29 protein-coding genes are annotated in these 23,798 nt (G+C 63.1%); 16 read left to right on the forward strand and 13 right to left on the reverse strand.

Annotated features, from left to right (window positions below):
* The first annotated feature begins 16 nt into the window (after positions 1–16).
* Together NN662_RS12775 and NN662_RS12780 are read left to right on the forward strand one after the other, a co-directional pair.
* The gene (locus NN662_RS12775) at positions 17–865 is read left to right on the forward strand and encodes a CDP-alcohol phosphatidyltransferase family protein (protein ID WP_261930627.1); all 849 of its coding nucleotides are present in this window, start codon (positions 17–19) and stop codon (positions 863–865) included.
* A 156-nt stretch (positions 866–1,021) separates the two neighbouring features.
* Complete coding sequence (locus NN662_RS12780) at positions 1,022–1,153, forward strand: hypothetical protein (RefSeq protein ID WP_261930628.1); 132 nt, start codon at positions 1,022–1,024, stop codon at positions 1,151–1,153.
* A gap of 108 nt (positions 1,154–1,261) precedes the next feature.
* On the opposite strand, the gene NN662_RS12785 is transcribed toward NN662_RS12780, so the two are convergent.
* Positions 1,262–2,056: an SOS response-associated peptidase gene (locus tag NN662_RS12785; RefSeq protein WP_261930629.1), complete on the reverse strand. Its 795-nt coding sequence runs from the start codon at positions 2,054–2,056 to the stop codon at positions 1,262–1,264.
* Positions 2,057–2,540: 484 nt separating this feature from the next.
* On the opposite strand from NN662_RS12785, the gene rpsU reads away from it, so the two are divergent.
* Complete coding sequence (gene rpsU / locus NN662_RS12790; RefSeq protein WP_261931958.1) at positions 2,541–2,762, forward strand: 30S ribosomal protein S21; 222 nt, start codon at positions 2,541–2,543, stop codon at positions 2,760–2,762.
* A gap of 18 nt (positions 2,763–2,780) precedes the next feature.
* Here rpsU and NN662_RS12795 read toward each other — a convergent pair whose 3' ends face one another.
* The gene (locus NN662_RS12795) at positions 2,781–3,965 is read right to left on the reverse strand and encodes a multidrug effflux MFS transporter (protein WP_261930630.1); all 1,185 of its coding nucleotides are present in this window, start codon (positions 3,963–3,965) and stop codon (positions 2,781–2,783) included.
* Between the two features lie 194 nt (positions 3,966–4,159).
* Here NN662_RS12795 and NN662_RS12800 point away from each other — a divergent pair, with 194 nt between their 5' ends.
* From NN662_RS12800 to NN662_RS12835, 8 genes are all read left to right on the forward strand, one after another.
* Positions 4,160–4,570, forward strand: coding sequence for an NUDIX hydrolase (locus tag NN662_RS12800; RefSeq protein WP_261930631.1), 411 nt, complete (start codon positions 4,160–4,162; stop codon positions 4,568–4,570).
* A gap of 9 nt (positions 4,571–4,579) precedes the next feature.
* Positions 4,580–4,993: a TIGR02301 family protein gene (locus tag NN662_RS12805; RefSeq protein WP_261930632.1), complete on the forward strand. Its 414-nt coding sequence runs from the start codon at positions 4,580–4,582 to the stop codon at positions 4,991–4,993.
* Between the two features lie 151 nt (positions 4,994–5,144).
* Positions 5,145–5,354: a hypothetical protein gene (locus tag NN662_RS12810; RefSeq protein ID WP_261931959.1), complete on the forward strand. Its 210-nt coding sequence runs from the start codon at positions 5,145–5,147 to the stop codon at positions 5,352–5,354.
* Between the two features lie 17 nt (positions 5,355–5,371).
* Positions 5,372–6,145, forward strand: coding sequence for a hypothetical protein (locus NN662_RS12815; RefSeq protein ID WP_261930633.1), 774 nt, complete (start codon positions 5,372–5,374; stop codon positions 6,143–6,145).
* A gap of 95 nt (positions 6,146–6,240) precedes the next feature.
* Entirely contained in the window at positions 6,241–7,086 is an 846-nt protein-coding gene (locus NN662_RS12820; RefSeq protein WP_261930634.1) for a YgfZ/GcvT domain-containing protein, read from the forward strand.
* Positions 7,083–7,694: an HD family hydrolase gene (locus tag NN662_RS12825; protein WP_261930635.1), complete on the forward strand. Its 612-nt coding sequence runs from the start codon at positions 7,083–7,085 to the stop codon at positions 7,692–7,694. The genes NN662_RS12820 and NN662_RS12825 overlap by 4 nt, the downstream gene beginning before the upstream one ends.
* Positions 7,694–8,212, forward strand: a complete 519-nt coding sequence (locus NN662_RS12830; protein ID WP_261930636.1) for a tyrosine phosphatase family protein — start codon at positions 7,694–7,696, stop codon at positions 8,210–8,212. The genes NN662_RS12825 and NN662_RS12830 overlap by 1 nt, the downstream gene beginning before the upstream one ends.
* 109 nt (positions 8,213–8,321) lie before the next feature.
* Entirely contained in the window at positions 8,322–9,242 is a 921-nt protein-coding gene (locus NN662_RS12835; RefSeq protein ID WP_261930637.1) for a mechanosensitive ion channel family protein, read from the forward strand.
* Positions 9,243–9,350: 108 nt separating this feature from the next.
* Here NN662_RS12835 and NN662_RS12840 read toward each other — a convergent pair whose 3' ends face one another.
* Positions 9,351–10,145, reverse strand: coding sequence for an EF-hand domain-containing protein (locus tag NN662_RS12840; RefSeq protein ID WP_261930638.1), 795 nt, complete (start codon positions 10,143–10,145; stop codon positions 9,351–9,353).
* 395 nt (positions 10,146–10,540) lie between these two features.
* On the opposite strand from NN662_RS12840, the gene NN662_RS12845 reads away from it, so the two are divergent.
* From NN662_RS12845 to NN662_RS12855, 3 genes are all read left to right on the forward strand, one after another.
* Entirely contained in the window at positions 10,541–11,185 is a 645-nt protein-coding gene (locus tag NN662_RS12845) for an HD domain-containing protein (RefSeq protein WP_261930639.1), read from the forward strand.
* 10 nt (positions 11,186–11,195) lie between these two features.
* Positions 11,196–12,044 carry an MOSC domain-containing protein gene (locus NN662_RS12850; protein WP_261930640.1) on the forward strand — a complete coding sequence of 283 codons (849 nt, stop codon included), beginning with the start codon at positions 11,196–11,198 and terminating at the stop codon, positions 12,042–12,044.
* A gap of 108 nt (positions 12,045–12,152) precedes the next feature.
* Positions 12,153–13,370 (forward strand): MFS transporter, encoded by a 1,218-nt coding sequence (locus NN662_RS12855; protein WP_261930641.1) that lies wholly within the window; start codon positions 12,153–12,155, stop codon positions 13,368–13,370.
* A 189-nt stretch (positions 13,371–13,559) separates the two neighbouring features.
* Here the strand turns inward: NN662_RS12855 and recO are convergent, their stop codons facing one another.
* Both recO and NN662_RS12865 read right to left on the reverse strand, forming a co-directional pair.
* On the reverse strand, positions 13,560–14,318 hold the full coding sequence (gene recO / locus NN662_RS12860; protein ID WP_261930642.1) for a DNA repair protein RecO: 759 nt from the start codon (positions 14,316–14,318) through the stop codon (positions 13,560–13,562).
* Positions 14,319–14,368: 50 nt separating this feature from the next.
* On the reverse strand, positions 14,369–14,989 hold the full coding sequence (locus NN662_RS12865) for a TetR/AcrR family transcriptional regulator (RefSeq protein WP_261930643.1): 621 nt from the start codon (positions 14,987–14,989) through the stop codon (positions 14,369–14,371).
* Positions 14,990–15,113: 124 nt separating this feature from the next.
* On the opposite strand from NN662_RS12865, the gene NN662_RS12870 reads away from it, so the two are divergent.
* Both NN662_RS12870 and NN662_RS12875 read left to right on the forward strand, forming a co-directional pair.
* Entirely contained in the window at positions 15,114–15,689 is a 576-nt protein-coding gene (locus NN662_RS12870) for a hydrolase (RefSeq protein ID WP_261930644.1), read from the forward strand.
* A complete protein-coding gene (locus tag NN662_RS12875; protein WP_261930645.1) occupies positions 15,686–16,786 on the forward strand; it encodes an AbrB family transcriptional regulator in 1,101 nt (366 codons plus the stop codon). The genes NN662_RS12870 and NN662_RS12875 overlap by 4 nt, the downstream gene beginning before the upstream one ends.
* A 12-nt stretch (positions 16,787–16,798) precedes the next feature.
* On the opposite strand, the gene era is transcribed toward NN662_RS12875, so the two are convergent.
* From era to rpoZ, 8 genes are all read right to left on the reverse strand, one after another.
* Positions 16,799–17,734: a GTPase Era gene (era, locus tag NN662_RS12880; RefSeq protein WP_261930646.1), complete on the reverse strand. Its 936-nt coding sequence runs from the start codon at positions 17,732–17,734 to the stop codon at positions 16,799–16,801.
* Entirely contained in the window at positions 17,727–18,455 is a 729-nt protein-coding gene (gene rnc, locus NN662_RS12885; protein WP_261930647.1) for a ribonuclease III, read from the reverse strand. Before rnc ends, era begins: the two co-directional genes overlap by 8 nt.
* On the reverse strand, positions 18,452–19,198 hold the full coding sequence (gene lepB / locus NN662_RS12890; RefSeq protein ID WP_261930648.1) for a signal peptidase I: 747 nt from the start codon (positions 19,196–19,198) through the stop codon (positions 18,452–18,454). The genes rnc and lepB overlap by 4 nt, the downstream gene beginning before the upstream one ends.
* A gap of 130 nt (positions 19,199–19,328) precedes the next feature.
* Positions 19,329–19,733 (reverse strand): holo-ACP synthase, encoded by a 405-nt coding sequence (gene acpS / locus NN662_RS12895; RefSeq protein WP_261930649.1) that lies wholly within the window; start codon positions 19,731–19,733, stop codon positions 19,329–19,331.
* A 55-nt stretch (positions 19,734–19,788) separates the two neighbouring features.
* Positions 19,789–20,376 (reverse strand): DUF2062 domain-containing protein, encoded by a 588-nt coding sequence (locus tag NN662_RS12900; protein WP_261930650.1) that lies wholly within the window; start codon positions 20,374–20,376, stop codon positions 19,789–19,791.
* A gap of 222 nt (positions 20,377–20,598) precedes the next feature.
* A complete protein-coding gene (locus tag NN662_RS12905) occupies positions 20,599–20,751 on the reverse strand; it encodes a DUF3563 domain-containing protein (protein WP_261930651.1) in 153 nt (50 codons plus the stop codon).
* A gap of 149 nt (positions 20,752–20,900) precedes the next feature.
* Positions 20,901–23,111, reverse strand: coding sequence for a RelA/SpoT family protein (locus NN662_RS12910; protein ID WP_261930652.1), 2,211 nt, complete (start codon positions 23,109–23,111; stop codon positions 20,901–20,903).
* 143 nt (positions 23,112–23,254) lie between these two features.
* Positions 23,255–23,662, reverse strand: coding sequence for a DNA-directed RNA polymerase subunit omega (rpoZ, locus tag NN662_RS12915; protein WP_261930653.1), 408 nt, complete (start codon positions 23,660–23,662; stop codon positions 23,255–23,257).
* Positions 23,663–23,798: the final 136 nt, after the last annotated feature.

Consider the following 23,798-nt stretch of genomic DNA (forward strand, 5'->3'; position numbering starts at 1 on the left):
TCGACAGGAAGCGATCATGGAGACGCCATTCCCACCGCATGAACCGAACGGTCCGGACGCCGCCCGCGGCCCCCGCCTTCGGGAAATACCGCTTCGGATGGTCATCCCCAACCTGATCACGGTGCTGGCGATCTGCGCCGGCCTGACGGGGATACGGCTTGCTTTCGAGAACAAGTACCAGCTGGCGGTCGGCATGGTGCTGCTCGCCGCCTTTCTAGACGGCATCGACGGGCGCATCGCGCGGCTGATGAAGGCAACGTCGAAGTTCGGCGCGCAGATGGATTCGCTCGCCGACATCATCAATTTCGGCGTCGCCCCTGCCCTCGTCTCCTACGTCTTCATTCTCGACCAGGGGCGCTCGCTCGGCTGGGCGGCGGCTCTGATCTACACGATTGCCGCCGGCCTGCGGCTTGCGCGCTTCAACGTGATGGCCGAGCGTGACGTGAAGGCGAAGTGGCAGTCGGAATATTTCGTCGGCGTGCCGGCGCCGGCGGGCGCCTGCCTCGTGCTGCTGCCCGTCTATTTCGGCTTCCTCGGCATGGCGCCGAGCGCCACCTTCGCCTATGCCTCGTCGCTCTACACCGTGATCATTGCCGTGCTGCTTGTCAGCCGCCTGCCGGTCTGGTCGGGCAAGTCGGCGACTGCACGCATCCGGCGCGATCTGGTGCTGCCGATGATCCTGGTCGTCGTGCTCTACGTGGCGCTGCTGATGAGCTTCACCTGGGAAGTGCTGGTCGCCTCCGTGATCCTGTATCTCGTTACCCTGCCTTTCGGTGCGCGCGCCTGGCGGCGGAAATACGGGACGCTGACCATCTCCGAAGAGACCGACGACAACGGCAACAGTATCGACAGCGGCGGCATCTGAGGAAATATTCGTCTTTCGCAATATTTCCCGCGCGCGAGCAATATTACACGTCGTTTTGGTAATTGATTTCCAGCAAAGCCGTTCCGCCTTTATTTTGTCATGATCCGGCGCGAGAGAGCCGGCGACCTAATCGGGGTGGAATCAAAGGAACGGGAAATGACCAAGGAAACGTCTCCGGCAGACACGCAGAAGCGAGAAAAGCCGGAGCTCCAGTCGCTCTACAAGCCGCTCGGCTTGAAGGCCGTGCTGGCCGCAGCCATGATGATAAGAAAGCCCAAGGCTGCCTGAGACACCGTCAGGGATCTCAATCGGAAGACAACCGCAAACCCGCCCTCGAGGCGGGTTTGTCGTTTTGCGGCAATCGCCGGCGTGTGGCACCCGTGAAAAGAGGTGCCGCTAGAACAGGGACATCTGGCCGTCGCCGCCGGATGTTTCGTCGGGCGACTTCTTGCGTTTCGGCTTTTCGTTCGGCGCTTGGCTGGCGTCGGAGGGCGTGACAGGCTCCTGCAGGTCCGGCCCCATATTGGCGACCTTGTTGACCTTGTCGGAGACGGCGATCATTTCGAAAAAGCCGTCATCGGCGGGTTTCAGCAGGTCGGCGACGTCACGCGGCTCCTGGTTGCGGCAATCGAGCCAGCGGGAAAAATTCTCCGGTTCGATGACGACCGGCATGCGGTCGTGGATCGGGGCCATGGTGGCATTGGCGCCGACCGTCAGGATGCAGCCGGTGTCCACTTCCGATCCGTCGGCCGACGACCAGGTTTCCATCAGCCCTGCAAAGGCGACGAGACCGCCGTTCTTCGGCCGGATCCAGTAGGCCTGCGACTTTCGCCCGCTATCCTTGGCGGGCCGATGCCATTCATAGAAGCCGGAGGCCGGCACGAGAATGCGGCGATGGCGCATGGCGGCGCGGAAGGATGCCTTCTCTGCCGCCGTTTCCGACCGGGCGTTGATCAGCAGCGGAAATTCGCGCGGATCCTTGACCCATGACGGGGTGAAGCCCCAGCGCACCAGCATCGCCCTCCGATCGGGAAGGTTGGAGCCGGGCTCGGCGCCATCGCCGGCGGTGACGATGAGGATCGGCTGGGTGGGGGCGATATTATAGCGCGCCGGAAAATCCTCGATCATGATGACCGAGAGGAACTCCAGGATATTCTCCGCCGAGGCGGCCAGCGCATATCGTCCACACATGGGTTCGAGTGATCGCACCGCGTGCCGGATTGGTCAAGCACGGGACGCGTGCGGCGCGCCTGCCCTTGAAATTGCGACAAGGATGCTTAAATTAGCCTCATCGAACCTTCTTTGCGGGTCTTTTCCGAGGTGCAAGCCTCGCCGCACTTTCCCTTAACAGTCGACGATGCCGCGACGGACCGAGTGCTTTATCTGCACCTCTCCCGGCATGGCCAAGGGAAACAAACCAGAGTGTGGCTGACTTGAAAGGACCCGCCGGTTCGCGTTCGCGCGTGGTTGACCACGGATGTACTGGCAGCCACGCGTTCGATCGACGGGAGGGGACTGGCCGGCCTTGAGGCTGGCGTCCCGCATTGAAAAACCGGATGCCGCCCACGTTGGAACGGACAATGATTGTCCGCAATCGGCGTCAGGGCTGGATGCAGTTCCCTCCCCTTCTTCCCACAGCGGTGCGCCACGCATCGCCAAAGAGAAAGGATCCGCTTTGCAAGTCATCGTGCGAGACAACAACGTCGAACAGGCCATCCGCGTCCTGAAGAAGAAGCTCCAGCGCGAGGGCGTCTTCAAGCAGATGAAGGCGCACGCAACCTACGAAAAGCCCTCTGAACGGCGCAACCGGCAGAAGGCGCAGGCAATCAAGCGTCACCGCAAATATGTCCGCAAGCAGATGAAGCGCGACGGGCTTATCCCCGGAGCGGGTCGCTAACCCTTTAAGGCTTATGCCTCAGGTCGTCCTGCGCCCAAGCGTCAGGAAGGACAGCGTCAAGGCGATAACGCCGCAGCCGGCAATGCTTGCCACCACCGGCAGCGGCGTTCCGTCGAACACCAGGCTGGCGATCGCGATCGCAACCGCGCCGACCAGCATCTGCAGCGTCCCGCCAAGGGCGGCGGCGCTGCCGGCAATCTCTCCATGCTCCTCCAGCGACAGAACCATGGCCGTCGGAATGACGAGACCGAGGAACGCGTTGGCGACGATCAGCATGAAGACCAGAAGCCAGAAGCTCCCCAACCCGATCAGAAACAGCGCCAGCATGAGCAGCGATGCCGCGGCAAAGCCGGCGACGGAAACGCGCACCACCGTCAGCGCCCCGAACCGGCCGCCGAGATTGGCCGCGAACTGGCTCGACGAGAAGAAGCCGAGCGCGTTCAGCGCGAAGGCAAGGCTGAACTCGGTCGGCGTGAGACCGTAGTAGCCGGTATAGAGGAACGACGCCGTCGACAGGAAGGCGAAGAAGCTCGCCATGCCGGCACCGCCGATCAATGTCTGGCCCATATAGGACGGGTCGCGCAGCAGGATGCCGAACGCCTTCAGCATCGCGCCCATCCGGAAGGCGACGCGGCGCTCTGGCGGCAAGGTCTCCTGTAGGGCGAAGCGCGTCAGGAGAAGGCTGGTCACCGCCGTTATCGCCGAACAATAGAACACCGCCTGCCAGCCGAACGGAACCATCAGCGCCGAGCCGATCAATGGCGCCAACATCGGCGAGACGGAAATCACCAGCATGACAGTCGACATCAGCCGCGTGGCGGCATTGCCGGTGTAGAGATCGCGGATGATGGCGCGCGGGATCGACATGACGGAGGCAGCACCGATGCCCTGGATGAAGCGCAGCGCGATCAGCCAGCCGATGCTCGGCGCCAGTGCGCAGCCTATCGATGCGGCGGCAAACAGCGTCAGCCCGAAATAGAGCGGCAGCCGGCGGCCGAACATGTCGGAGGCCGGCCCGTAGAAGAGCTGCGATACGCCGAAGGACAGGAAGAAGGCCATCAGCGTCCATTGCGACAGCGCCACCGGCGCCTGCAGGTCCTGCGCGATCACCGGCATGGCCGGCAGATACATGTCGATTGCCACCGGACCGACGGCGGCGAGCAGGCCGAGAATGCCGGCGAGCTTGATCATTTCAACCTTCATGATGGCCTCTCGCGATGCAATGGAGACAAAGCGGGCATAAAGCACGCCGGAACAAAAAAGGAACTTCTCCTTATATCAGCCGGATCACGCTGAAAAGTGCCAGATTTCGCATGCCCGGCCGCGGTCTGCGGTCATGCTGCTTTTTCTCGTCTCGCCTCTTCGCAGTCGCCGCGCTTTCGTGGCAGAGTGCGGCCATGACAACGCTCCCCCTTCAAGCTTCATCGGCAATCGTGGTTCATGAGGGCCGTTTCCTTCTCGTGCTGCGGGCCAATCCGCCGGGCAAGGGTGTCTACGCCTTTCCGGGCGGACGGGCCGAGGCCGGCGAGACGCCGGAAGAGACGGCGATCCGCGAACTCGAGGAAGAGACCGGGCTTCGCGGACGCAATCCACGGTTCTTCACCGCCTATGACCTGCCGCCTTCCGCCGACGGCGGCGTCGGCTTCTATCTCTCCGTCTTCGAGATCGATGCGGAATGGCCGGAAACGGCGAAGGCAGCCGATGACGCCGACGCGCTCGGCTGGTATAGCGTTGAGGAAATGCGGCAGATCGCCGTTCTGCCGAGCGTTCTCGAATGCGCCGAACGGATCGCCGGCACGATATCCTAGGACCGACCGATGCGCCTGCCTGTTCTGTTCGCCCTCCTCGCTTCCCTGGCCGCCCCCGCAGCGCTTGCGGCCGGCAAGGCAGCCGAATCACCGGCGCCGGTCGCCCCCTCGCCGCCGCCTCCCTATGAGGACAAGCTGGTGCGGCTTTCCGAAATCCTCGGGTCGGTTCAGTATCTGCGAAGCCTCTGCGGCGCCGACAAGGACACCGACTGGCGTGATTCGATGCAGAAGCTCCTGGATCTGGAGACGGCAGGCGAACCGGACCGGACCGAGAAGCTGACGGCGGCCTTCAACCGCGGATACCGCGCATTTGCCGCGATTCATACGAGCTGCACCCCTGCGGCGGTCAAAGCCGAGGAGCAATATCGTATCGACGGCGCAACACTGGCGACAGAAATCGCGACGCGTTTTGGAAATTTATGATTTATTTACCTCTTTCCCTAGCGCGCAGTGCCGTTTTGGGAAAAAACTGATAACGTCTTTAAGAGTGTGGTAAGAACCCAGAGTAAGTACAGGGGTAAGGGCAGTGGAAAGAAGCATCAACGAACTCGACGACATCATCGTCCACGAAAAGATGCAGGCTGCTCTCGAATACCAGAACGAAGCCTGGGCCGACGGCGTTGCCGACGGCATCGAACCCGAAATCATCGCCGATGCCGCTATCGCCCTCGCCATGCGCGAGACGGTGCGCCTGCACGGCGAAGACGGAGCGGAAGCGATGCTCGAATCGCTGCGCGAGCGCATCCGGTCGGGGGAGTTTTCTCCGAGCCGAACCATTCAGTAGAACGGGACATCATATCCATGCCAAGGACCGCGACGCTTCTGGTGTCGACACGTCTTCTTTTGCGGACTGCCGCGATCGCGCTTCCCGTGCTTTTTGCGACGGCCCACACCCAGTCGGCCTTTGCACTTTCGGAACTTCAGGGCAAACCCATCGATCAGGCCGGCGACAGCACGGCCGAGCAGCCGGGCGCTCAGGATGACGGCGCTGCCACGGACGAAGGCGAGAGCGACGAGGATGGCGGCGACGGCAGCGATGCCGGTCAGCTTCCCGCCCCGGACCCGATGGTCAAGCAGAAGGCTGACGCCGATCAGCCGAAGAAGGATGTCGAATACATCTTCGACGCCTCAAAGCTTCCCGAGCCGGTGCAGCGGATGCGCCAGCTGATCGTCGAGGCTGCTGCCTCCGGCGACGTCTCGCGTCTGGCGCAGCTCACCAATCCCGGTCCCGACCAGACGCAGCTTGGCGTTGGCGGCAGTGCGGGCGAGGATCCGACCGCAACGCTGAAATCCTTCGCCGGCGACCCGGACGGCCGCGAAATTCTGGCGATCGTTCTCGACCTGCTGCAGGCCGGCGCCGCGCATTTCAACAAGGGCACGCCCGACGAAATCTACGAATGGCCCTATTTCGCCGAAAAGGATCTCGATCAGCTGACGCCGCCGGAAGTGGTGGAACTGCTGAGGATCGTCACGGCCGGCGACTACGCCAACATGCTGGATTACGGCAGCTACAACTTCTACCGGATGGGCATTGCGCCCGACGGCACCTGGAAATATCTGCTCGCCGGCGAATAACAACAGCCTTGCTCCTTTGCGGGTCCCGTCCTACCTGTTCCCTCTGAGCGGACGCGCACTCTTGTGAGTCCCAGGAAACTATGCCGGGAACTGCGATGCCCAAAGCCCATCTCGAAGACCGTCGACTGATCCGGATTTCCGGACCTGACGCCGAATCATTCCTGCAGAACCTGATCACCACCGATATTGCCGGGCTCGGTGCCGCGGAGGCCCGGCCGGGCGCGCTGCTGACGCCGCAGGGCAAGATCATGTTCGACTTCATGATCTTCCGGACCGGCGACGGGTTCATGATCGAGACGGATGCGACGCAGGTCGAGACGCTCTTGCGACGACTGATGATGTACAAGCTCAGGGCGAACGTGACGCTTGCCGCCGAAGACAATGACGGAGTCACCGTCGTCTGGGGCGAGGATGCTCCGGAAGGTGCTGTCGCCGACAGCCGGTTTGTCACGGCCGGCACGCCGCTCTACCGCCTGCCCGGCAAGTTGTGCGATGGCGACAGTCAGGCCTTTGAAGTGCTCAGGATCGGCCATGGCATCACGGTTTCGGGCAAGGATTTTGCCCTGCAGGACGCCTTTCCGCATGACGTGCTGATGGACCGGAACGGCGGGCTGTCCTTCAAGAAGGGCTGCTATGTCGGCCAGGAAGTCGTCTCCCGCATGCAGCACCGTGGAACGGCACGCCGGCGTCCGGCGATCGTGACCGCCGAGAGCGGCTCGCTATCTCCGGATACGCCGCTGACGGCGGCCGGCAAGCCGGTCGGCACGATCGGCAGCGTCTCCGGCTCCTCGGCGATCGCCATCGTCAGGATCGACCGCGTCGGTGTAGCACTTGCCGCCGGCACGCCGATCCTGGCCGGAGATACGCCCGTCACGCTTGCCTTGCCCCAATGGTCCGGCCTCTCCTTCCCGACCGATGCCGCCGATGAGGCCGACGCTTGAAACCGGCGACATCCCCTCGCGCCTGGCAGCGCATGCTTTCCGGACGGCGGCTCGACCTCCTCGACCCCTCGCCGCTCGACGTCGAGATCGCCGACATTGCCCACGGACTTGCCCGCGTCGCCCGCTGGAACGGCCAGACGCGTGGCGACCATGCCTTCTCGGTCGCCCAGCACAGCCTGATCGTCGAAACGATCTTCACCAGAAGCTGCAAGTCGTCGGCGCGCGACCGGCAGATGGCGCTGCTGCACGACGCGCCGGAATATGTGATCGGCGACATGATCTCGCCGTTCAAGGCGGTGGTCGGCGGCGGCTACAAGACCGTCGAAAAGCGGCTGGAGGCCGCCGTGCACCTGCGCTTCGGCCTGCCCCCGCACCCGACCGCCGATCTCAAGGCGAAGATCAAGAAGGCCGACCAGGTCGCCGCCTATTTCGAGGCGACGGAGCTTGCCGGCTTCGATCCCTCCGAAGCGCGCCAGTTCTTCGGCCAGCCGCGCGGCATCACCCGCGACATGCTGCTGCTCGATCCGCTGCCGGCAACGGAAGTCGAGCGGATTTTCTGCGCCCGATTCGAAGCGATCGAGGCCGAGCGGAAGGTCGAGGGCGCCTGATGCCGCGGATCGTCGTGTCGCCGCTCGCGCGCATCGCGGAAATGGCCGTCCGGCATCGCTCGCGCGAAATGATCAGCCTCGTCGGCGAGAGCCAGAACTTTCATCGTCCGGCGGTGATCTCCGGTGATCGTCACCTGCGGCTCGACGTCAACGACATCACCTTTGCCTCGAAGACCGAAGGCTTGATCGCGCCGCAGGAGGCGCATGTGCGGGCGATCATCGACTTTTCCAGGGACTGGGACCAGAGCGCGCCGCTGCTCGTCCATTGCTGGATGGGCGTCTCGCGCTCACCGGCGGCGGCGGCGATCGTCGCCCTCGCCCTGCGGCCCGATCTCGACGATTTCGCCCTTGCCGAAGAACTCAGGCGCGCCTCGCCGTTTGCAACGCCCAACAGCCGGCTGATCGCCATCGGCGATGCGGTGCTCGGCCGCAATGGCAGGCTGATCGAGGCCATGACGGCGATTGGCCGGGGTGCGGACGCCGACGGCAACTCGCCGTTTTCGCTGGATTTTGGCTGAACTCGGCCGGAAAACGCCAATAAAACCTTCAGCTTGTTTGACTTCCATGTACCTGCGCCCTTTATAGGTCTCAGACTCCGCCCGAAAGACCAACTGAGGACGAAGGAATATGGAAAACCTCTCCGCGGATGCCATCGGCACGAAGGCCAATGACATTCTGCTCTCCACATCGACTCTCATCGACTCCCTGGCCACACTGATCGTCTCCTACGCGTTCTCGACCGTCGGCGCGATCCTGATCCTGATCGTCGGCTGGATCGCCTCCAGCCTGTTCAGCCGCTGGACCGAAAGCGCGCTCGGCCGCGTGCGCGGGCTCGACGCCACCGTCATCAACTTCCTCGGCAACATCGTCCGCTACGGCGTTCTCATCATCGTCGTGGTGATGGTGCTCGGCCAGTTCGGCGTCCAGACGACATCGATCATCGCCGCCCTCGGCGCCGCCGGTCTCGCCATCGGCCTCGCCCTGCAGGGCACGCTGCAGAACATCGCCGCCGGCATCATGCTGCTGGTGCTGCGCCCGTTCCGCAACGGCGAATATATCGATGCCGGAAACGTATCGGGCATCGTTCAGCAGATCGGCCTTTTTGCGACCGAGTTCAGAACGCCGGACGGGCTTTACCGCCTGGCACCGAATTCCTCCCTTTGGAACGTCTCGATCACCAATTACAGCCGGCAGTCGACCCGCCGCAACGACCTGACGATCGGCATCGGCTACGAGGACGACATCGAACTGGCGCAGACGATCCTGATGGACATGGCCCATGGCGACGAGCGCGTGCTGGCCGACCCGCCGGCCGACAGCTTCGTGGCCGAACTCGGCGACAGCGCCGTGTCGATCACGCTGCGATACTGGACGAAGAGCGCGGACTGGTGGGCGACCAGCCGGGATTTCATCAAGACGGCGAAGCTGGAATTCGACAAGAAGGGCATCTCCATCCCGTTCCCGCAGGTCACCTACACGACCGTGCCCCCGAGCGAAGCGCAAGTCTCTACGGCGGAGAAGAAGGAACCGAACCAGCCGAGCGCGTAGAGCGTCGGCTCCCGTCGTCCGGTCTTCCTGCAAGATGCAAAGAACCGGCCGCGCGCACCGCGGCCGGTTCCACATTTCACGGCATTGCCACCTTCAAGCTGAAGCCGATCAGGCTTCGGCAACCTCTTCCGACGAACCGGAGATTGCGCCGAGAAGATCGGCCAGCGAATAGGTGGCGTCCTCACCGAGCGACATCATCTGGAAGCCGCCGGGCGGCGGGCCCGGACGGTTGCTCTTCATGGCGTCGCTCAATTCGTCGGTGGTCAGGGAGCCGGTGCCCTCGCTGTCAAACGAATTGAACAGCGTGGTGGCATCCTCTTCGGAGACGTCGTCAGGACGGGCTGCGACGAATTCCTCCAGGGTGACATTGCCATCCTCATCGGTGTCGAGCGCCGTCAGCAGGTCATCGTCGCCGTCACCATCGTCGGACGGAGGCGGTCCGGGAGGCGGACCACCCGGTCCGCCCATCGGCGGCGCCGGCCGGCTGGCATCCATGGCGTCGGCTAGCGCGTCCGTCGTCAGCGTTCCCGCGCCTTCGCTATCGAAGGAGTTGAAGAGCGTGGTGGCGTCCTCTTCGGACACATCGTCCGGACGTGATGCGACGAATTCGTCGAGGGAGACGCTGCCGTCTTCGTCGGCATCCATCGAAGACACGAGGTCGGCCGTCGACAGCTGCGGTGCGGCAAGCGTGTCGGACATGCTCATCATCATCGACATCATGTTGCCCGAGAACTTGGACGTCGCACTGTCGCCTTCGAACTCCATCGGCGGCGGCGGTGGCGGCATGGTGGACGTGGCGGATGCCGCGGCCGAGGCAGCCGCATCCGTGCTGTCCTTATCGGTTCCGGTGATCCTGGAGAAATAGAGATAGCTGCTGCTTCCGGCAGCCGAAACGCTGGTCATGAAAAAGCCCCCGTAAAAATGCGTTCTGAAATCCTGAGACACAGCATAAAAAAACAGGACTGATGAATCGCTAATTTGAGTCGCCAAACGAGGCAAAAATAATTGTTAATTGCCACAATCTGCAATTGACACACAACGAATCATACCTTCGTTAACCTTCATTAACCATAGCACCCGTCATCTCCGAAAATACCCCTTGGATCTTGGGGGCAATTCCCTCCGTCGTCGCAAAGGATGCTACCCTATCTGTGTCAATATGACGCAGGCATATCACGCCTTCGTGCATACGCCCCGCCCCACGACTGCCATCCTGCGATTGCGCCGCATTGCGTTTGAAGCGAGCGATCTATAATCAATCGGGGTCAGATTCGCCGATTGGGAGGAACGATCCACCGATGCTGACTGCCCTGGCCTTTGCGCCGCATCAGGCGATTGCCGAACAGCTCCTGCACCATCTCGACGCCGGCACCGACGGGTCGCATGATCTCGCGCATATCCAGCGCGTCTTCCGAAATGCCTTGCGGATCCAGGCCGAAGAAGGCGGCGATGCCGAGGTGCTGGCGGCTGCCGTGCTGATGCACGACTGCGTTTCGGTGGAGAAGAACTCACCGCTGCGGACGCAGGCTTCGAGGCTCGCCGCCGAGAAGGCTTCCGGTATTCTGCGCGATCTCGGCTGGAACGATGCCGATGTCGAGGCGGTGGCGCACGCCATCCTTACCCACAGCTTTTCGGCCGGGCACCAGCCGCAAACGCTGGAAGCGAAGATCCTTCAGGACGCCGACCGGCTGGACGCGATTGGCGCCATCGGTGCGGCGCGCTGCTTCTATGTGGCCGGGCGCATGGGCTCGTCGCTCTACGATCCCGCCGATCCGCGGGCGGACAATCGTCCGCTCGACGACAAGACCTTTGCGATCGACCATTTCGAAGCCAAGCTTTTCAAACTCGCCGACGGTTTCCAGACGGACACCGGTCAACGGCTCGCCCGCGAGCGCCACGACCGATTGGCACAATTCCTTCAACACTTTCTCGACGAACTATAGGACGGTCCCCATGCAGGTCAGTGATCTTTTCATCTACCCGCTCAAGAGCGCGCGCGGCATCCGCCTGCCCTACTCGAAGGTCGATGCCTTCGGCCTGTCCGGCGACCGCCGGATGATGATCGTCGACGGCAATGGCCGTTTCATCACCCAGCGCGAACTACCGGCGCTGGCCCGCATCGACGCCCGCCCGGGTGCGACCTCCCTGCTCCTGTCCATGGACGGCAAGGGCGAACTTCTGGTGGCCCCGCCGCAGCCGGGCAATCGCATGGAGGTCATGGTATGGAAGTCGCGCGTCAATGCCGCGATCGCCGATGACGGTGTCAATGCCAAGCTCTCGCAATGGTTCGGAACCGAGGTGAAGCTTGCCTTCTTCGACGCCGACGCGCACCGCGAGGCGAGCAGCGACTGGGCCGGCGAAGGCACGCCGGTCGCATTCGCCGACGGGTTCCAGGTGCTGGTCACCACCACCGGTTCGCTCAATGCCATCAATGCCAACCTGCACGGCCAGGGGCTTCCGACGGTGCCGATGGACCGGTTCCGGCCGAACATCGTCATCGACAGCGAGGAGCCTTTTGCCGAGGACCGCTGGGCAGCGATCGAGATCGGCGGCATCCGCTTCGATTTCGTCAAGCCTTGCGTACGCTGCGTGATGACCACGCAGGACCAGAAGACCGGGTCGCGCGACGTCGCCGATCCCATGCCGGCGCTGCGCAAGCTCCGCATGTCGGCGGACGAGCGCATTCGTGGCGTGCTGTTCGGCTGGAATGCCGTGCCGCGCGGCGAAGGCCGCATTTCGGCCGGCGACGAGGTGCGCGTCATTGATGAACGGGAGACGGGCTGGAAACTCAGAGCAGCCTGAAATATCAAATATCCTGATCGGACCTTCAATAGTTATCGCTTGGCGTGATCAGTGCTGCGTCTATACTTCTCCCTCAGGGAATTCCGACTGCCTGAGGGGGACAGTTCCATGCAGAAGACCGCCACACACCCGATGCCATGGGTGCTGATCCTCGCCGGATCGCTGATCTCGATGATGACCTTCGGCCCGCGCTCCGCCATGGGCTTCTTCCAGCTGCCCATGCTGTCGGAGACCGGCTGGGACCGTTCCACCTTCGGGCTGGCAATGGCGATCCAGAACCTGTTCTGGGGCCTCGGACAGCCCTTCTTCGGCGCGCTGGCGGATAAATACGGCACCGCCAAGGTGCTGATCATGTCGGCCCTGCTCTATGCCGCCGGTCTGGTCATGATGGCGAGCGGGCATTCCATCGCGCTCCTGCATCTCGGCGGCGGCGTGCTGATCGGCCTTGCGATTGCCGCCGGCTCGTTCAGCGTCATCCTGTCGGCGTTTGCGCGCAACGTGACGGCCGACCAGCGCTCGTTTGCCTTCGGCATCGCGACGGCCGCAGGCTCCGCTGGCATGTTCCTCTTCGCGCCGCTCACACAGGGCCTGATCGACACCTTCGGCTGGTCGGAATCGCTGATCATCTTCGCCTGCATGATGATCGTCGTGCCGTTCCTCGCCATTCCGCTGAAAGGCAACGCCAAATCCGGCAGCCAGTCGCAGGCGCAGTTCGAGCAGACGGTCGCCGAGGCGCTCAAGGAGGCGCTCGGGCACCGCTCCTACCTGCTTTTGACCAGCGGCTTCTTCGTCTGCGGTTTCCAGGTCGCCTTCATCACCGCGCATTTCCCGGCCTATATCGGCGACATCGGCATCGACGCGCGCTATGCGGTGATCGCCATGGCGCTGATCGGCTTCTTCAACATCATCGGCTCGCTCGCCTCCGGCGCCATCGGCCAGCGTCGCTCCAAGCCCTACATGCTGTCGCTGATCTATATCGGCCGGTCGATTGCGGTGACGGCGTTCCTGCTGCTGCCGCAGACGCCGCTGTCGGTGATCATCTTCGCCATCGTCATGGGCCTGTTGTGGCTGTCGACCGTGCCGCCGACCAACGGTCTCGTCGCCATCATGTTCGGCACCCGCCACCTCGGCCTCTTGGGCGGCATCGTCTTCCTGTCGCACCAGATCGGTTCATTCCTTGGTGTGTGGATGGGCGGCTATCTCTACGACAAGTTCGGCTCCTACGACGCCGTCTGGTGGCTCGGCGTGGCGCTCGGCCTGTTTGCCGCCGTCGTTCACTGGCCGATCAAGGAAGAAGCGATCGCCCGGCCGCTGGCTGCGGCCTGATATTCCGGATCGCAATCCCTCTTCTCCCCCTGGGGAGAAGTGCCGAACGCAGTGAGGCGATGAGGGGTTCTCATTTGGAGCAAAGCGAGGGAACCCCTCATCCGGCCCTTCGGGCCACCTTCTCCCCAAGGGGAGAAGAGGGAAGCAGTGAAAAGCCACTTCGAAGCAATCCGGAGCGCTTCAACGCCCTCAGGCGTTCTCGCCGGTTGCTGACTGTCGCGCCTTCAACGCCTTCAGGGCTGCCTGGACAAAGCCGTCGCGGGCGCTGGCGACCTCGATGCCGCGCGGCTCGTAGACGTGGCGGTTGAGGAAGTAGCCGGTCAGGCGGAAGGCTTCGGCCAGCGTATCGCAGTTGGCGGCCTTGCGGTGATCGGTGCGCAGGAAGGGCGGCAGGGCCAGCATGCGGTCCCGGTAGGGCTCACCCGCCGGGCGGCTGACCGCCCGGCCCGACTTCGGCGAGACATAGACCAGTTCCTCGCGGCTGCCGGTCGCCGCACAGCGTTCGAGATCGAGTCCGAAACCGAGATCGTCGAGCACGGCAAGCTCGAAGCGCACAAAGAGTTCGCCGGCATCGGCCGGGTCTTCCATGTTTTCCAGGATCACGTCGAGCGCGTCGAAGAGATGCGGATGCGGGTCGCGTTCGGGCAGCAGGCGCAGCAGCGCCCCCATTGCCTGAACGCCGTAGACGGAGGTCGCCGCCTCCATCAGGCGGGCGGCGCGCAGCCGCTCCGGCTCGACGCGGAACTCGCCGAGATGTTCGTCGAGCCTAGCGCGCCAGGTGACCTCGACGAGATTGCCCGGTTGCAGCACCGGCTGCATGGACCGCGAGCGGCCTCCCCTGACAAGGCCGAGATGGCGGCCGCGGGCGCGCGTCATCACCTCGGCGATGACGCTGGTTTCGCCATGCCGCTTGACGCCCAGAACGATCGCCTGATCCTGCCATTGCATGGGCAATCCTTATCACCGCCGGGCCGCCAAAGCACCGGCAAAACGTCGTATCAGAGACCGGCGAGATAGGTTTCCAGCATCAGCCGCCAGTCGGCCATGGCCTTTTCCTTGGCATCGCCAGGCCTGTCCTCGTCCAACTGCACATGCGCCTTCATGAGCTGCAGCACGACAATGGCCGACGATTCGGCAGCGTCCTTCGAAAGCGACGGGCGCCACAGGCGCAGGATACCGGCAATGCGGGCGCGGATCGCGCCGCGGAAATAGCCCGGCCTCGCATCCGGACCACGCCATCGGATGTCGAGAAGCCCGATCGCCAGACGCCGCTCGCTGGAGAGCGCCAGAAAGACATCCAGCAGGGCGTAGGCGAGCTGCGCCGACTGTAGGCCGCCGGCCTTCGCCGCGATCCGGTCGAGCCGCTCGAACACATGCTCGCCGTAGCGCTCGATCAGCGCGTCGGCCAGCACGTCCTTGTTGGGGAAGAACTGGTACAGCGAGCCGATAGGCGCGCCGGCGCGGGCGGCGATTTCCGTCATGGTCGCCGCCGCGAACCCGCGCTCCTCGAAGACCGCCGCACCTGCCTCCAGAAGCTGGGCCACCCGCTCCTTGCCGCGCTTGCGCTTCGGCGCCTTGGCAACGGCCGGGGAATTTTCGTCTGGCTGGATGTCGGTCATTGACTTTTGTGAGGCTATCTTCATATAACTTTTGCGAGGATAGTCTCATATAACGACATGTCCCGCCCGAGGTCCAGCCCCACCCAGCCTCTGCCCATCACCTCTACCAAGCACGGATTGCCCCATGATATCGCTTGATCCCAAGACAACCGCCCTCGTTCTCATCGATCTGCAAAAGGGCATCGCCCAGGGCCGCACGCTGGCGCCGCACAGCGGCGACGACGTGATTGCCCGCGGCAAGGCGCTCGCGGCACGCTTTCGCGAGGCGGGATCGCCGGTGGTGCTGGTCAATGTCGGCTGGCACGCGGATCTCGGCGACGGCTTGAAGCAGCCGGTCGACGAGCCGATGGCGCGCCCGCCGGGCGGCCTGCCAGCAGACTGGAGCGAGCTTGTCGACGGACTGGCCGAGCCGGGCGACCTCAGGGTCACCAAGCGCCAGTGGGGTGCGTTCAACGGCACGGAACTCGACCTTCAGCTGCGCCGTCGCGGCATCAGGACGATCGTGCTTGGCGGCATCGCCACCAATTTCGGCGTGGAATCGACCGCGCGGCAGGCCTATGAGCTCGGCTACGAACTGGTGATCCTGGAGGACGCCTGTTCGACCATGAGCGAAGACATGCACGCCTTCCCCTTCCGCTACGTCTTCCCGAGGATTGCCCGCATCGCCACCTCCTCGACGATGGAACTTGCGCAGGCATGACGATCCCCGATCCGACCGGCACCCCTCAGGAGCCTGCTCCCTCTGCCGGTCTCCTCACACATCTGCCGGTGCCGGTAAAATGGCTGATGCTGCTCGTCCTTTCGGCGGCGCTCGCCGGTGTGCTGGAATATCTGCACATGCCGGCCGCCCTGCTGCTGGGGCCGATGATCGTGGCGATCCTGTTTGCGGTCAACAGCGCCCGCATGGCCGTTCCCCGCCTGCCCTACCTCGCCAGCCAGTCGCTGCTCGGTGCGATGATCGCCCAGTCGCTCGACGGCAAGGTGGTGCACCGATTTCTTCAGGACTGGCCGATCTTTGTGTCGGTCGTGTTCGCCATCATCCTCGCCACCTCGTTTCTCGGGTACGTGCTTGCCAAACGGCAGGTTCTGCCGGGCAGCACGGCGGTCTGGGGCACATCTGCCGGCGGTGCCTCCGCCATGGTGTTGATGGCGGAAGCCTACGGAGCCGATGCGCGGCTCGTCGCCTTCATGCAGTATCTCAGGGTCGTCTGCGTCGCCAGCACGGCGGCCGCCGTGGCCGCCTTCGTCTTCCACCTGAAGGGCGGACACGCGCCGGCCTTCGTGCTGTTTCCGCCCGTCGACTGGCTCGGCTTCGTCGAGACGATCGCCGTGACCGCCATCGCCGCGTATGCGGGCTTCAAGCTGCGCGTCCCTGCCGGCAACATGCTGGTGCCGATGTTCGTCATGGGCGCGCTGAACTCGTTCGGCATCATCGCCATCACGCTCCCACCGTGGCTGCTGGCGATCGCATACGGCATCATCGGCTGGCGGATTGGTCTCGCCTTCACGCGTCGGCTGCTGCGCCATGCAGCTCGCGCCTTCCCGCAGGTGTTCCTGTCGATCGTGCTGCTGATTGCGTTCGGTGCGCTGCTCGGCAGCCTGCTGTGGCTGATCCTCGGCGTCGATCCGCTGACGGCCTACCTCGCCACCAGTCCGGGCGGGCTCGATTCTATCGCCATCATCGCGGCGTCGACACATGTCGACCTGCCGCTGGTGATGACCATCCAGACGGTGCGGTTCGTCTTCATCCTAACGCTGTCGCCGAGCATATCGCGCTTCGTCGCCAGCCGCGTCTGAAAGGCGCGGCGGTCAGCCCGTGGGGAAATCGAGGCCCATCTCGCGGAAGCGGGCCGGATCGTCGCCCCAGTTCTCGCGCACCTTTACGAACAGGAAGAGGTGCACAGGCTGCTCGAGGATGTCGGAGATCTCCTTGCGCGAGGCCATGGAAATCGCCTTGATGGCTTCGCCATTCTTGCCGAGCGCAATCTTCTTCTGGCTGTCGCGCTCGACGTAGATCACCTGCTCGATGCGCACCGAGCCGTCCTTGCGCTCTTCCCACTTCTCCGTCTCGACATGCGAGGCGTAGGGCAGCTCCTGGTGCAGGCGCAGGAACAGCTTCTCGCGGGTGATCTCGGCCGCGAGCTGGCGCATCGGCAGGTCGGAGATCTGGTCTTCCGGATAGTACCAGGGACCTTCCGGCAACCGCTTGGCCAGGAAATCGAGAACATCCTTGCAGCCCGAACCATTGGCGGCGGAGATCATGAAGGTCTCCTCGAAGGCGATGCGCTCGTTGGCTTCGGAGGCGAGCTTCAACAGCGCGTCCGGACGCACCCGGTCGATCTTGTTGAGGACGAGGATCTTCGGCTGATGGACTTCCTTCAGGCCTTCGAGGATCGCCTCGGCATCACCCTTCAGGCCACGCTCACTGTCGACCACGAACATGATCAGGTCGGCATCTTTTGCGCCGCCCCAGGCGGACGTCACCATCGCCTGGTCGAGCTTGCGCCGCGGCTTGAAAATGCCGGGCGTGTCCATGAACACGATCTGCGCATTGTCGTGGATGACGATGCCGCGCACGATGGCGCGCGTCGTCTGCACCTTGTGGCTGACGATCGACACCTTGGCGCCGGCGAACTGGTTGACCAGCGTCGACTTGCCGGCATTGGTGGCGCCGATCAGGGCGACGAAGCCGGAATGGGTCGGCCGGTCTACGGCTTCGTTCTGTGTGTTGTTTTCTTCAGTCATCTGCTTTTCCGCCGTCTTCCGGCTGCCAAACCCCTTCGCGCTCCAGAAGTCGCGCGGCGGCAACCTGCTCGGCCGCGCGCTTGGAGCGGTCGATGCCAGTCACGGGCTCAAGGCCCGGTATCTCGACGACGACCGTGAAGCGGGGATCATGATCCGGTCCGGATCTGTCTTCAATACGATAGGACGGCGTCACCGCATATTTCGCGTGCGCCCATTCCTGCAATTCGGTCTTGGCGTCGCGCCGCGCGCCGTCGGCGCTCGCGGCCCGCTTCTTCCAGTTCTTCAGGATGAAGCTTCTGGCGGGCTCCAGGCCTCCGTCCAGATAGAGAGCAGCGATCAGGCTTTCGACCACGTCGGCGCGCACGTTCATCATCCGCTTGCCCGTCAGCTTCTTGACGTCGGACCCGGCGCGTATGAAGCGATAGAGCTGCAGTTCGTCGGCAATCTCCGCGCAAGTGCCGGCGCTGACCAGCTGGTTGAGGCGCACCGAGAGTTCGCCCTCGTTCGCGGTCTCATAGAGTTCGAACAGGAGTTCGGCGATGCAGAGGCCGAGGACCCGGTCGCCGAGGAATTCGAAGCGCTCGTAATTGGCAGTCTTGGCCTGCCCGACAGAGGCGTGCGTCAGGGCGCGTTCAAGATGCGCCCTGTCACGGAACTCATGTCCGAGCAATGTCTCGACCGCAACGCGATCGGCTTCGGTGAGCCGGGGGCTCCTCGTCATTGAACGCCCTTGAACAGGCGATCCCAGCGCATGTTCGCCGGCCACTTCCAGAACTCGAGAAACGAGGTGTCGTTGCCGATCGAGAAGAAGATGAAGCTGGCGCGGCCGACGAGGTTTTCGGCCGGCACGTAGCCGACGTCGAAACGGCTGTCGAGCGAGTTGTCACGGTTGTCGCCCATCATGAAGTAGTGGCCGGCCGGAACGATGAATTCGCGGGTGTTGTCGCCGGCCGAATCCGGACGCGCATCGAGCGTGTCATAGGTCTTGCCGTCGTCCAGCGTCTCCCGGTAGACCGGCACGTCGACGCCCGGATCGTTGCGGTAGTCCGACGTGAAGGTGCCGTCGGGCTGGCGCGGAACCGGCTGGCCGTTGATGTAGAGAATGTCGTCCTTGACCTGGATGTGATCGCCCGGAAGACCGACCAGACGTTTGATGTAGTCGACCTGCGGGTTCGGCGGATAGCGGAAGACGACGACGTCGCCGCGCTTCGGTTCGCTCGAGAAGATGCGGCCGGAGAACAGGTCCGGAGAGAAGGGCAGAGAATAGCGCGAATAGCCGTAGGCGAACTTGTTGACGAAGATGTAATCGCCGACAAGCAGCGTCGGCATCATCGAGCCGGACGGAATGGTGAACGGCTGGAACAGCACCGTGCGGATAATCACAGCAAGCAGCAATGCCTGTACGAAAACCTTGATGTTCTCCCACAGAGCGTTTTGCTCCTTCTTCTCAGCTTTCTCGAACACGCGTCTCTTTCCTTTGCAATGAATTTTGAGCTTCTCTGTAGTCTTTTCGGTTGCGCCGGGCAAGGCGCGTCACCCGCGGCAAGCCGCTAAATGGGGCACTATGTCCCACCCGCCCGCGGCGCTGCCACCTTCAATCCGAGGTTGGCCTCGCCTCGATGACGACGAAGGCCTGGGCATAGGGCGGTTCGTCCGTCATCGTCAGATGGATGAACGCCCTGTGGCCCGGCGGGGTCAGAGCGGCGAGCCGCGCGGCCGCCCCTCCGGACAATTCCAGGACCGGTCCGCCATCGGCACGGTTGACGACGCCCATTTCCTTCCAGAACACGCCCATGGCGATCCCGCTTCCGAGTGCCTTGGCGCAGGCCTCCTTGGCGGCGAAACGCTTGGCATAGGCTGCGGCGGCATTGCGCCCCTGGCCGGCCTTCTGCTTTTCAATTTCGGTGAAAATGCGGTCGGTGAAGCGGTCGCCAAAACGGTCGATCGATTTCTCCACGCGGCGGATATCGATGAGGTCGCTGCCAATTCCTATGATCATGCGATGGCCTTCATCCGGCGGGGCCTTTCACGGGCCGCCCGCAACACGCGAGCGATCAGACACTTTGGACATTGCCGACGCCGCCGGCCATGCGCGCCTTCGCCCTCTCGGCGAGACGCTGACGACGGCGGCTCTGGAAGCCGCGCACGGCATAGTAGGTCGCGACATAGATCGCCACGCCGCTGACAACGCCGAGCGGGATCGCACCGATCAGCATGGGTTTCAGCACCGGATCCCAGAGCGCGAAGAAATCGCGGTGTTCGAACATGCGGAAGAGATCGAGCCGGCCACCGCCGCCGCGGTGTCCATGGCCGAGAATCATGTGCCCCACTTCCCAGGTCGACGCCCAGATGAAGGGAAAGGTCAGCGGATTTCCGAAGGCCGTGCCAAGCGCCGCTGCCACCATGTTGCCGGCGACCAGATAGGCGATCAGGAAGGCGAGGATGAAATGGAAGCCCATGAAGGGTGTCCATGAGGAGATGACACCGGCAGCGACACCGGCCGCCACCGCGTGCGGCGACGCCGTCAGACGCAGCACGCGCATGCGGAAATAATGAAATGGACGCAGGAAGCCCTTGCGCGGCCACAAAAGGCCTTTGACACCGTCTAGAAAGCCGGCCGGTTTACGTCGTCTGAACAGCATGATGTCATTTATGTTTGCAGCCATACCTCTGGCAAGGTTCGTTAACGCAAAAGTGCGCGTGACGCATCTTTGGTCAAACCAGTCCCGCCGCTCATATCTTCTTACGGCGCGCTTTGCAAAGAAAGTGTTTCGCTTGCCCGAAACGGCAAACGCCTCCCGCGAGGGAGGCGCTTGCCGGTCGTCAGTTTTCATGCGGATTTTCGGGCCGATGCCCGCGCACTCTTAGTAGAAGTGCTTGAAATCGCCGCGGTCGATGGTGCGCTGACGCATTTCCAGATCAACGCGGTCGCGTGCCTGGCTCAGATACTTGAGCTCCATCTCATGAATACTTTCAGGACGAAGGCTCTTGGCGAACTTGCGGATCGACTTGAACATCTTGCTTTCCTCTTGTCATCAATTTCTTGTCTCGAAGAGGAATATGAGGTCTCAAGGCCGATTTTACTACAGCCGGTTATCGAAGGCAGCCTTGCGTTTGCTGCATAGCACAATACACGCTCCGTTAATGTGTGCAGCGCAGCATCCGATCAGTCGTAGACGCGCTTGACCGTCGCGATGCAGTCAAGGTCCTTCAACTGGGCGAGAAGCTGGTTCAGCTGGCGCAGATCCCAGACTTCGAGATCGATCGCCATCTCGGTAAAATCGGTGGCAATCCGCACCATGTTCAGCGTCTTGATGTTGACGTCCTGGGTGGCGATCGTCTGGGCGACACGCGCCAGCGTTCCCGGCTCATTCAGCGCATTCAGCAGCACGCGGGCGGTAAACCGGGTCTTGTTGGCCTCGTCCAGATCCCAGCGGACATCGATCCAGCGCTCCGGCTGGTCGTCGAACTTCTGCAGGGCGGACGCCTGGATCGGATAGATGGTGATCTGCTTGTCGTCGCCCATGATGCCGATGATGCGGTCGCCCGGAACCGCGCCGCAGGCGGCGAAGCCGACATTGATGTCGCCCGACAGGCCGCGGATCGGCAGGATACCGGCGTCCGGATCGTCCGCCCTGCCCTTTTCGTGACCGGGGACACGGAACGCCATGCCAGTGACGCTGCGCACATTGAACCAGCCCTCGTCGCTCGCCGGCTTCACGGTCACGCGCTCGTCCTGGTAATCGGGGAAGACGGCGCGCAGGACGTCGAGCGACGACAGCTCGCCGCGGCCGACGGTGGCAATCACGTCTTCGCTGTCCTTGTGGCCGAGCCGGTGCAGGACGGGCTTCAGCGCTTCGCGGGAAAACTGCTTGCCGGCACGCTCGAAGGTGCGCTCCAGGATACGGTAGCCGAGGCCGCCATACTGCTTGCGGATCGCCATGCGGGTCGCACGGCGGATGGCGGCGCGCGCCTTGCCGGTGACGACGATCTCTTCCCATGCGGCAGGTGGCACCTGCACGCCGGAGCGGATGATCTCGACCTCGTCGCCGTTCGACAACCGCGTGACCAGCGGCATGATGCGGCCGTTGATCTTGGCGCCGACGCAGGTATCGCCGACATTGGTATGGACGGCATAGGCAAAGTCGATAGGCGTGGCGCCGCGCGGAAGCGCGATCAGCTTGCCCTTCGGCGTGAAGCAGAAGACCTGGTCCTGGAAGAGTTCCAGCTTGGTGTGCTCGAGGAACTCTTCCGGATTGTCGCCCTCGGCCAGCGCCTCGATCGTGTGGCGCAGCCAGGAATAGGCGTTGGTCTCGCGCGACAGCGGATCGCCGTCGCCCTCCCCGTCCTTGTAGAGCGCGTGGGCGGCGATACCGTATTCGGCGATCTCGTGCATGCGCCGCGTGCGGATCTGCAGCTCGATGCGCTGCCGGGACGGACCGACGATGGTCGTGTGGATCGACCGGTAGTCATTCTGCTTCGGCGTCGAGATGTAATCCTTGAAGCGTCCGGGGACCACGCGCCAGCGGGTGTGGACGATGCCGAGCGCCCGGTAACAGGCCGGGATGTCGTTGACGATCAGGCGGAAACCATAGACGTCCGAAAGCTGTTCGAAGGACAGCGACTTCGACTGCATCTTCTTGAAGATCGAATAGGGCTTCTTCTGCCGGCCCTTGACCACGGCTTCGGTGATGCCATTGGCGATCAGGAGGTCGCGCAGCTCGTCCTCGATCTTGCGGATCAGGCCCTCATTGCGCTCGGAAAGCTCCGCCAGCCGTCGCGTGATGGTCTCATAGGCTTCCGGATTGAGATTGCGGAAGGACAGGTCCTCCAGCTCGTCGCGCATGTCCTGCATACCCATGCGGCCGGCGAGCGGCGCGTAGATATCCATCGTCTCCTCGGAGATGCGCATGCGCTTGTCTTCACGCATGTGTTCGAGCGTGCGCATGTTGTGCAGGCGGTCGGCGAGCTTGACGAGCAGCACGCGCACATCGTCGGAGATCGCCAGCAGGAGCTTGCGCAGGTTTTCCGCCTGCTTGGCCTTCTTGGTGACGAGATCGAGTTTCTTGAGCTTCGTCAGCCCCTCGACCAGCGCGCCGATGTCCTCGCCGAAGAGCTCGTCGATTTCGGCGCGGGTGGCGGTGGTGTCCTCGATCGTATCGTGCAGCAGGGCGACCGCGATGGTCGACTCGTCGAGCTGCATTTCGGTCAGGATGGCGGCAACTTCGAGCGGATGGGAGATGTAGGGGTCGCCGCTCGCCCGCTTCTGCTGGCCATGCTTCTGCATGGCGTAAACGTAGGCCTTGTTGAGTAGCGCCTCGTTGGCGTCCGGCTTGTATTTCTGTACGCGCTCAACGAGCTCGTATTGACGCATCATCCCAAGGCAACTCCGGAGACATTTCACATGCCGCGCCGCCGGCGGACGCCGGCATGCGCAAATCAAAAAGTGCGCCAATCATAGGATTGGCGCACGGAAATTCAAATGCAAAAGCCGGGTGCACGATGCACCGCGGGCGACGATCAATAGTCGTCGTTCTTTTCCGGCGGCACAAGGCCTTCGATACCGGCCAGCAGCTCTTCTTCCGACATGCTGTCGAAAGTGATCTGCTCGGGCGCATCCTCTTCCGCGTCGGCCGAACCGAACACGTCTTCCGGGCGGCTCGCCGACTGGGTTTCGACGTCGGCTTCCGGCTCGTCCACTTCCACATGCTTCTGCAGCGAGTGGATCAGGTCTTCCTTCAGATCGTCGGGCGAAAGCGTCTCGTCGGCGATTTCGCGAAGGGCCACGACCGGGTTCTTGTCGTTGTCGCGGTCGATCGTGATCGCATTGCCCTGCGAAATCTGGCGGGCGCGGTGGCTTGCGAGCAATACCAGCTCGAAGCGGTTATCAACTTTATCGATGCAATCTTCTACTGTGACACGGGCCATTGCCTGTCCTTTGTGGTCGAAATTTCAGGAGTTGCCCCCGCGATACAGGCACTTGCGGAAAATTTCAAGTTTTTCCTGCCCTGTCTGCACGAAAGCGACAAATTCATAGGGAAATCCGCATATCGCAACCAGAGCG

Origin of the sequence: Rhizobium sp. NRK18 (assembly GCF_024385575.1) — a bacterium.
Classification (GTDB): domain Bacteria; phylum Pseudomonadota; class Alphaproteobacteria; order Rhizobiales; family Rhizobiaceae; genus JANFMV01.

Coding starts and splice junctions, on each gene's coding strand:
- NN662_RS12800 (WP_261930631.1), top strand. CDS start 4,160: ATGACAACGCTCCCCCTTCAAGCTTCATCGGCAATCGTGGTTCATGAG.
- NN662_RS12795 (WP_261930630.1), bottom strand. CDS start 3,965: ATGAAGGTTGAAATGATCAAGCTCGCCGGCATTCTCGGCCTGCTCGCC.
- NN662_RS12785 (WP_261930629.1), bottom strand. CDS start 2,056: ATGTGTGGACGATATGCGCTGGCCGCCTCGGCGGAGAATATCCTGGAG.
- NN662_RS12810 (WP_261931959.1), top strand. CDS start 5,145: ATGCAGGCTGCTCTCGAATACCAGAACGAAGCCTGGGCCGACGGCGTT.
- NN662_RS12905 (WP_261930651.1), bottom strand. CDS start 20,751: ATGTTCAAGTCGATCCGCAAGTTCGCCAAGAGCCTTCGTCCTGAAAGT.
- acpS (WP_261930649.1), bottom strand. CDS start 19,733: ATGATCATAGGAATTGGCAGCGACCTCATCGATATCCGCCGCGTGGAG.
- NN662_RS12775 (WP_261930627.1), top strand. CDS start 17: ATGGAGACGCCATTCCCACCGCATGAACCGAACGGTCCGGACGCCGCC.
- NN662_RS12855 (WP_261930641.1), top strand. CDS start 12,153: ATGCAGAAGACCGCCACACACCCGATGCCATGGGTGCTGATCCTCGCC.
- NN662_RS12845 (WP_261930639.1), top strand. CDS start 10,541: ATGCTGACTGCCCTGGCCTTTGCGCCGCATCAGGCGATTGCCGAACAG.
- NN662_RS12900 (WP_261930650.1), bottom strand. CDS start 20,376: ATGCTGTTCAGACGACGTAAACCGGCCGGCTTTCTAGACGGTGTCAAA.
- rpoZ (WP_261930653.1), bottom strand. CDS start 23,662: ATGGCCCGTGTCACAGTAGAAGATTGCATCGATAAAGTTGATAACCGC.
- NN662_RS12835 (WP_261930637.1), top strand. CDS start 8,322: ATGGAAAACCTCTCCGCGGATGCCATCGGCACGAAGGCCAATGACATT.
- NN662_RS12830 (WP_261930636.1), top strand. CDS start 7,694: ATGCCGCGGATCGTCGTGTCGCCGCTCGCGCGCATCGCGGAAATGGCC.
- NN662_RS12870 (WP_261930644.1), top strand. CDS start 15,114: ATGATATCGCTTGATCCCAAGACAACCGCCCTCGTTCTCATCGATCTG.
- NN662_RS12840 (WP_261930638.1), bottom strand. CDS start 10,145: ATGACCAGCGTTTCGGCTGCCGGAAGCAGCAGCTATCTCTATTTCTCC.
- NN662_RS12910 (WP_261930652.1), bottom strand. CDS start 23,111: ATGATGCGTCAATACGAGCTCGTTGAGCGCGTACAGAAATACAAGCCG.
- NN662_RS12865 (WP_261930643.1), bottom strand. CDS start 14,989: ATGACCGACATCCAGCCAGACGAAAATTCCCCGGCCGTTGCCAAGGCG.
- NN662_RS12805 (WP_261930632.1), top strand. CDS start 4,580: ATGCGCCTGCCTGTTCTGTTCGCCCTCCTCGCTTCCCTGGCCGCCCCC.
- NN662_RS12815 (WP_261930633.1), top strand. CDS start 5,372: ATGCCAAGGACCGCGACGCTTCTGGTGTCGACACGTCTTCTTTTGCGG.
- rnc (WP_261930647.1), bottom strand. CDS start 18,455: ATGACGAGGAGCCCCCGGCTCACCGAAGCCGATCGCGTTGCGGTCGAG.
- NN662_RS12850 (WP_261930640.1), top strand. CDS start 11,196: ATGCAGGTCAGTGATCTTTTCATCTACCCGCTCAAGAGCGCGCGCGGC.
- NN662_RS12820 (WP_261930634.1), top strand. CDS start 6,241: ATGCCCAAAGCCCATCTCGAAGACCGTCGACTGATCCGGATTTCCGGA.
- NN662_RS12875 (WP_261930645.1), top strand. CDS start 15,686: ATGACGATCCCCGATCCGACCGGCACCCCTCAGGAGCCTGCTCCCTCT.
- NN662_RS12780 (WP_261930628.1), top strand. CDS start 1,022: ATGACCAAGGAAACGTCTCCGGCAGACACGCAGAAGCGAGAAAAGCCG.
- recO (WP_261930642.1), bottom strand. CDS start 14,318: ATGCAATGGCAGGATCAGGCGATCGTTCTGGGCGTCAAGCGGCATGGC.
- era (WP_261930646.1), bottom strand. CDS start 17,734: ATGACTGAAGAAAACAACACACAGAACGAAGCCGTAGACCGGCCGACC.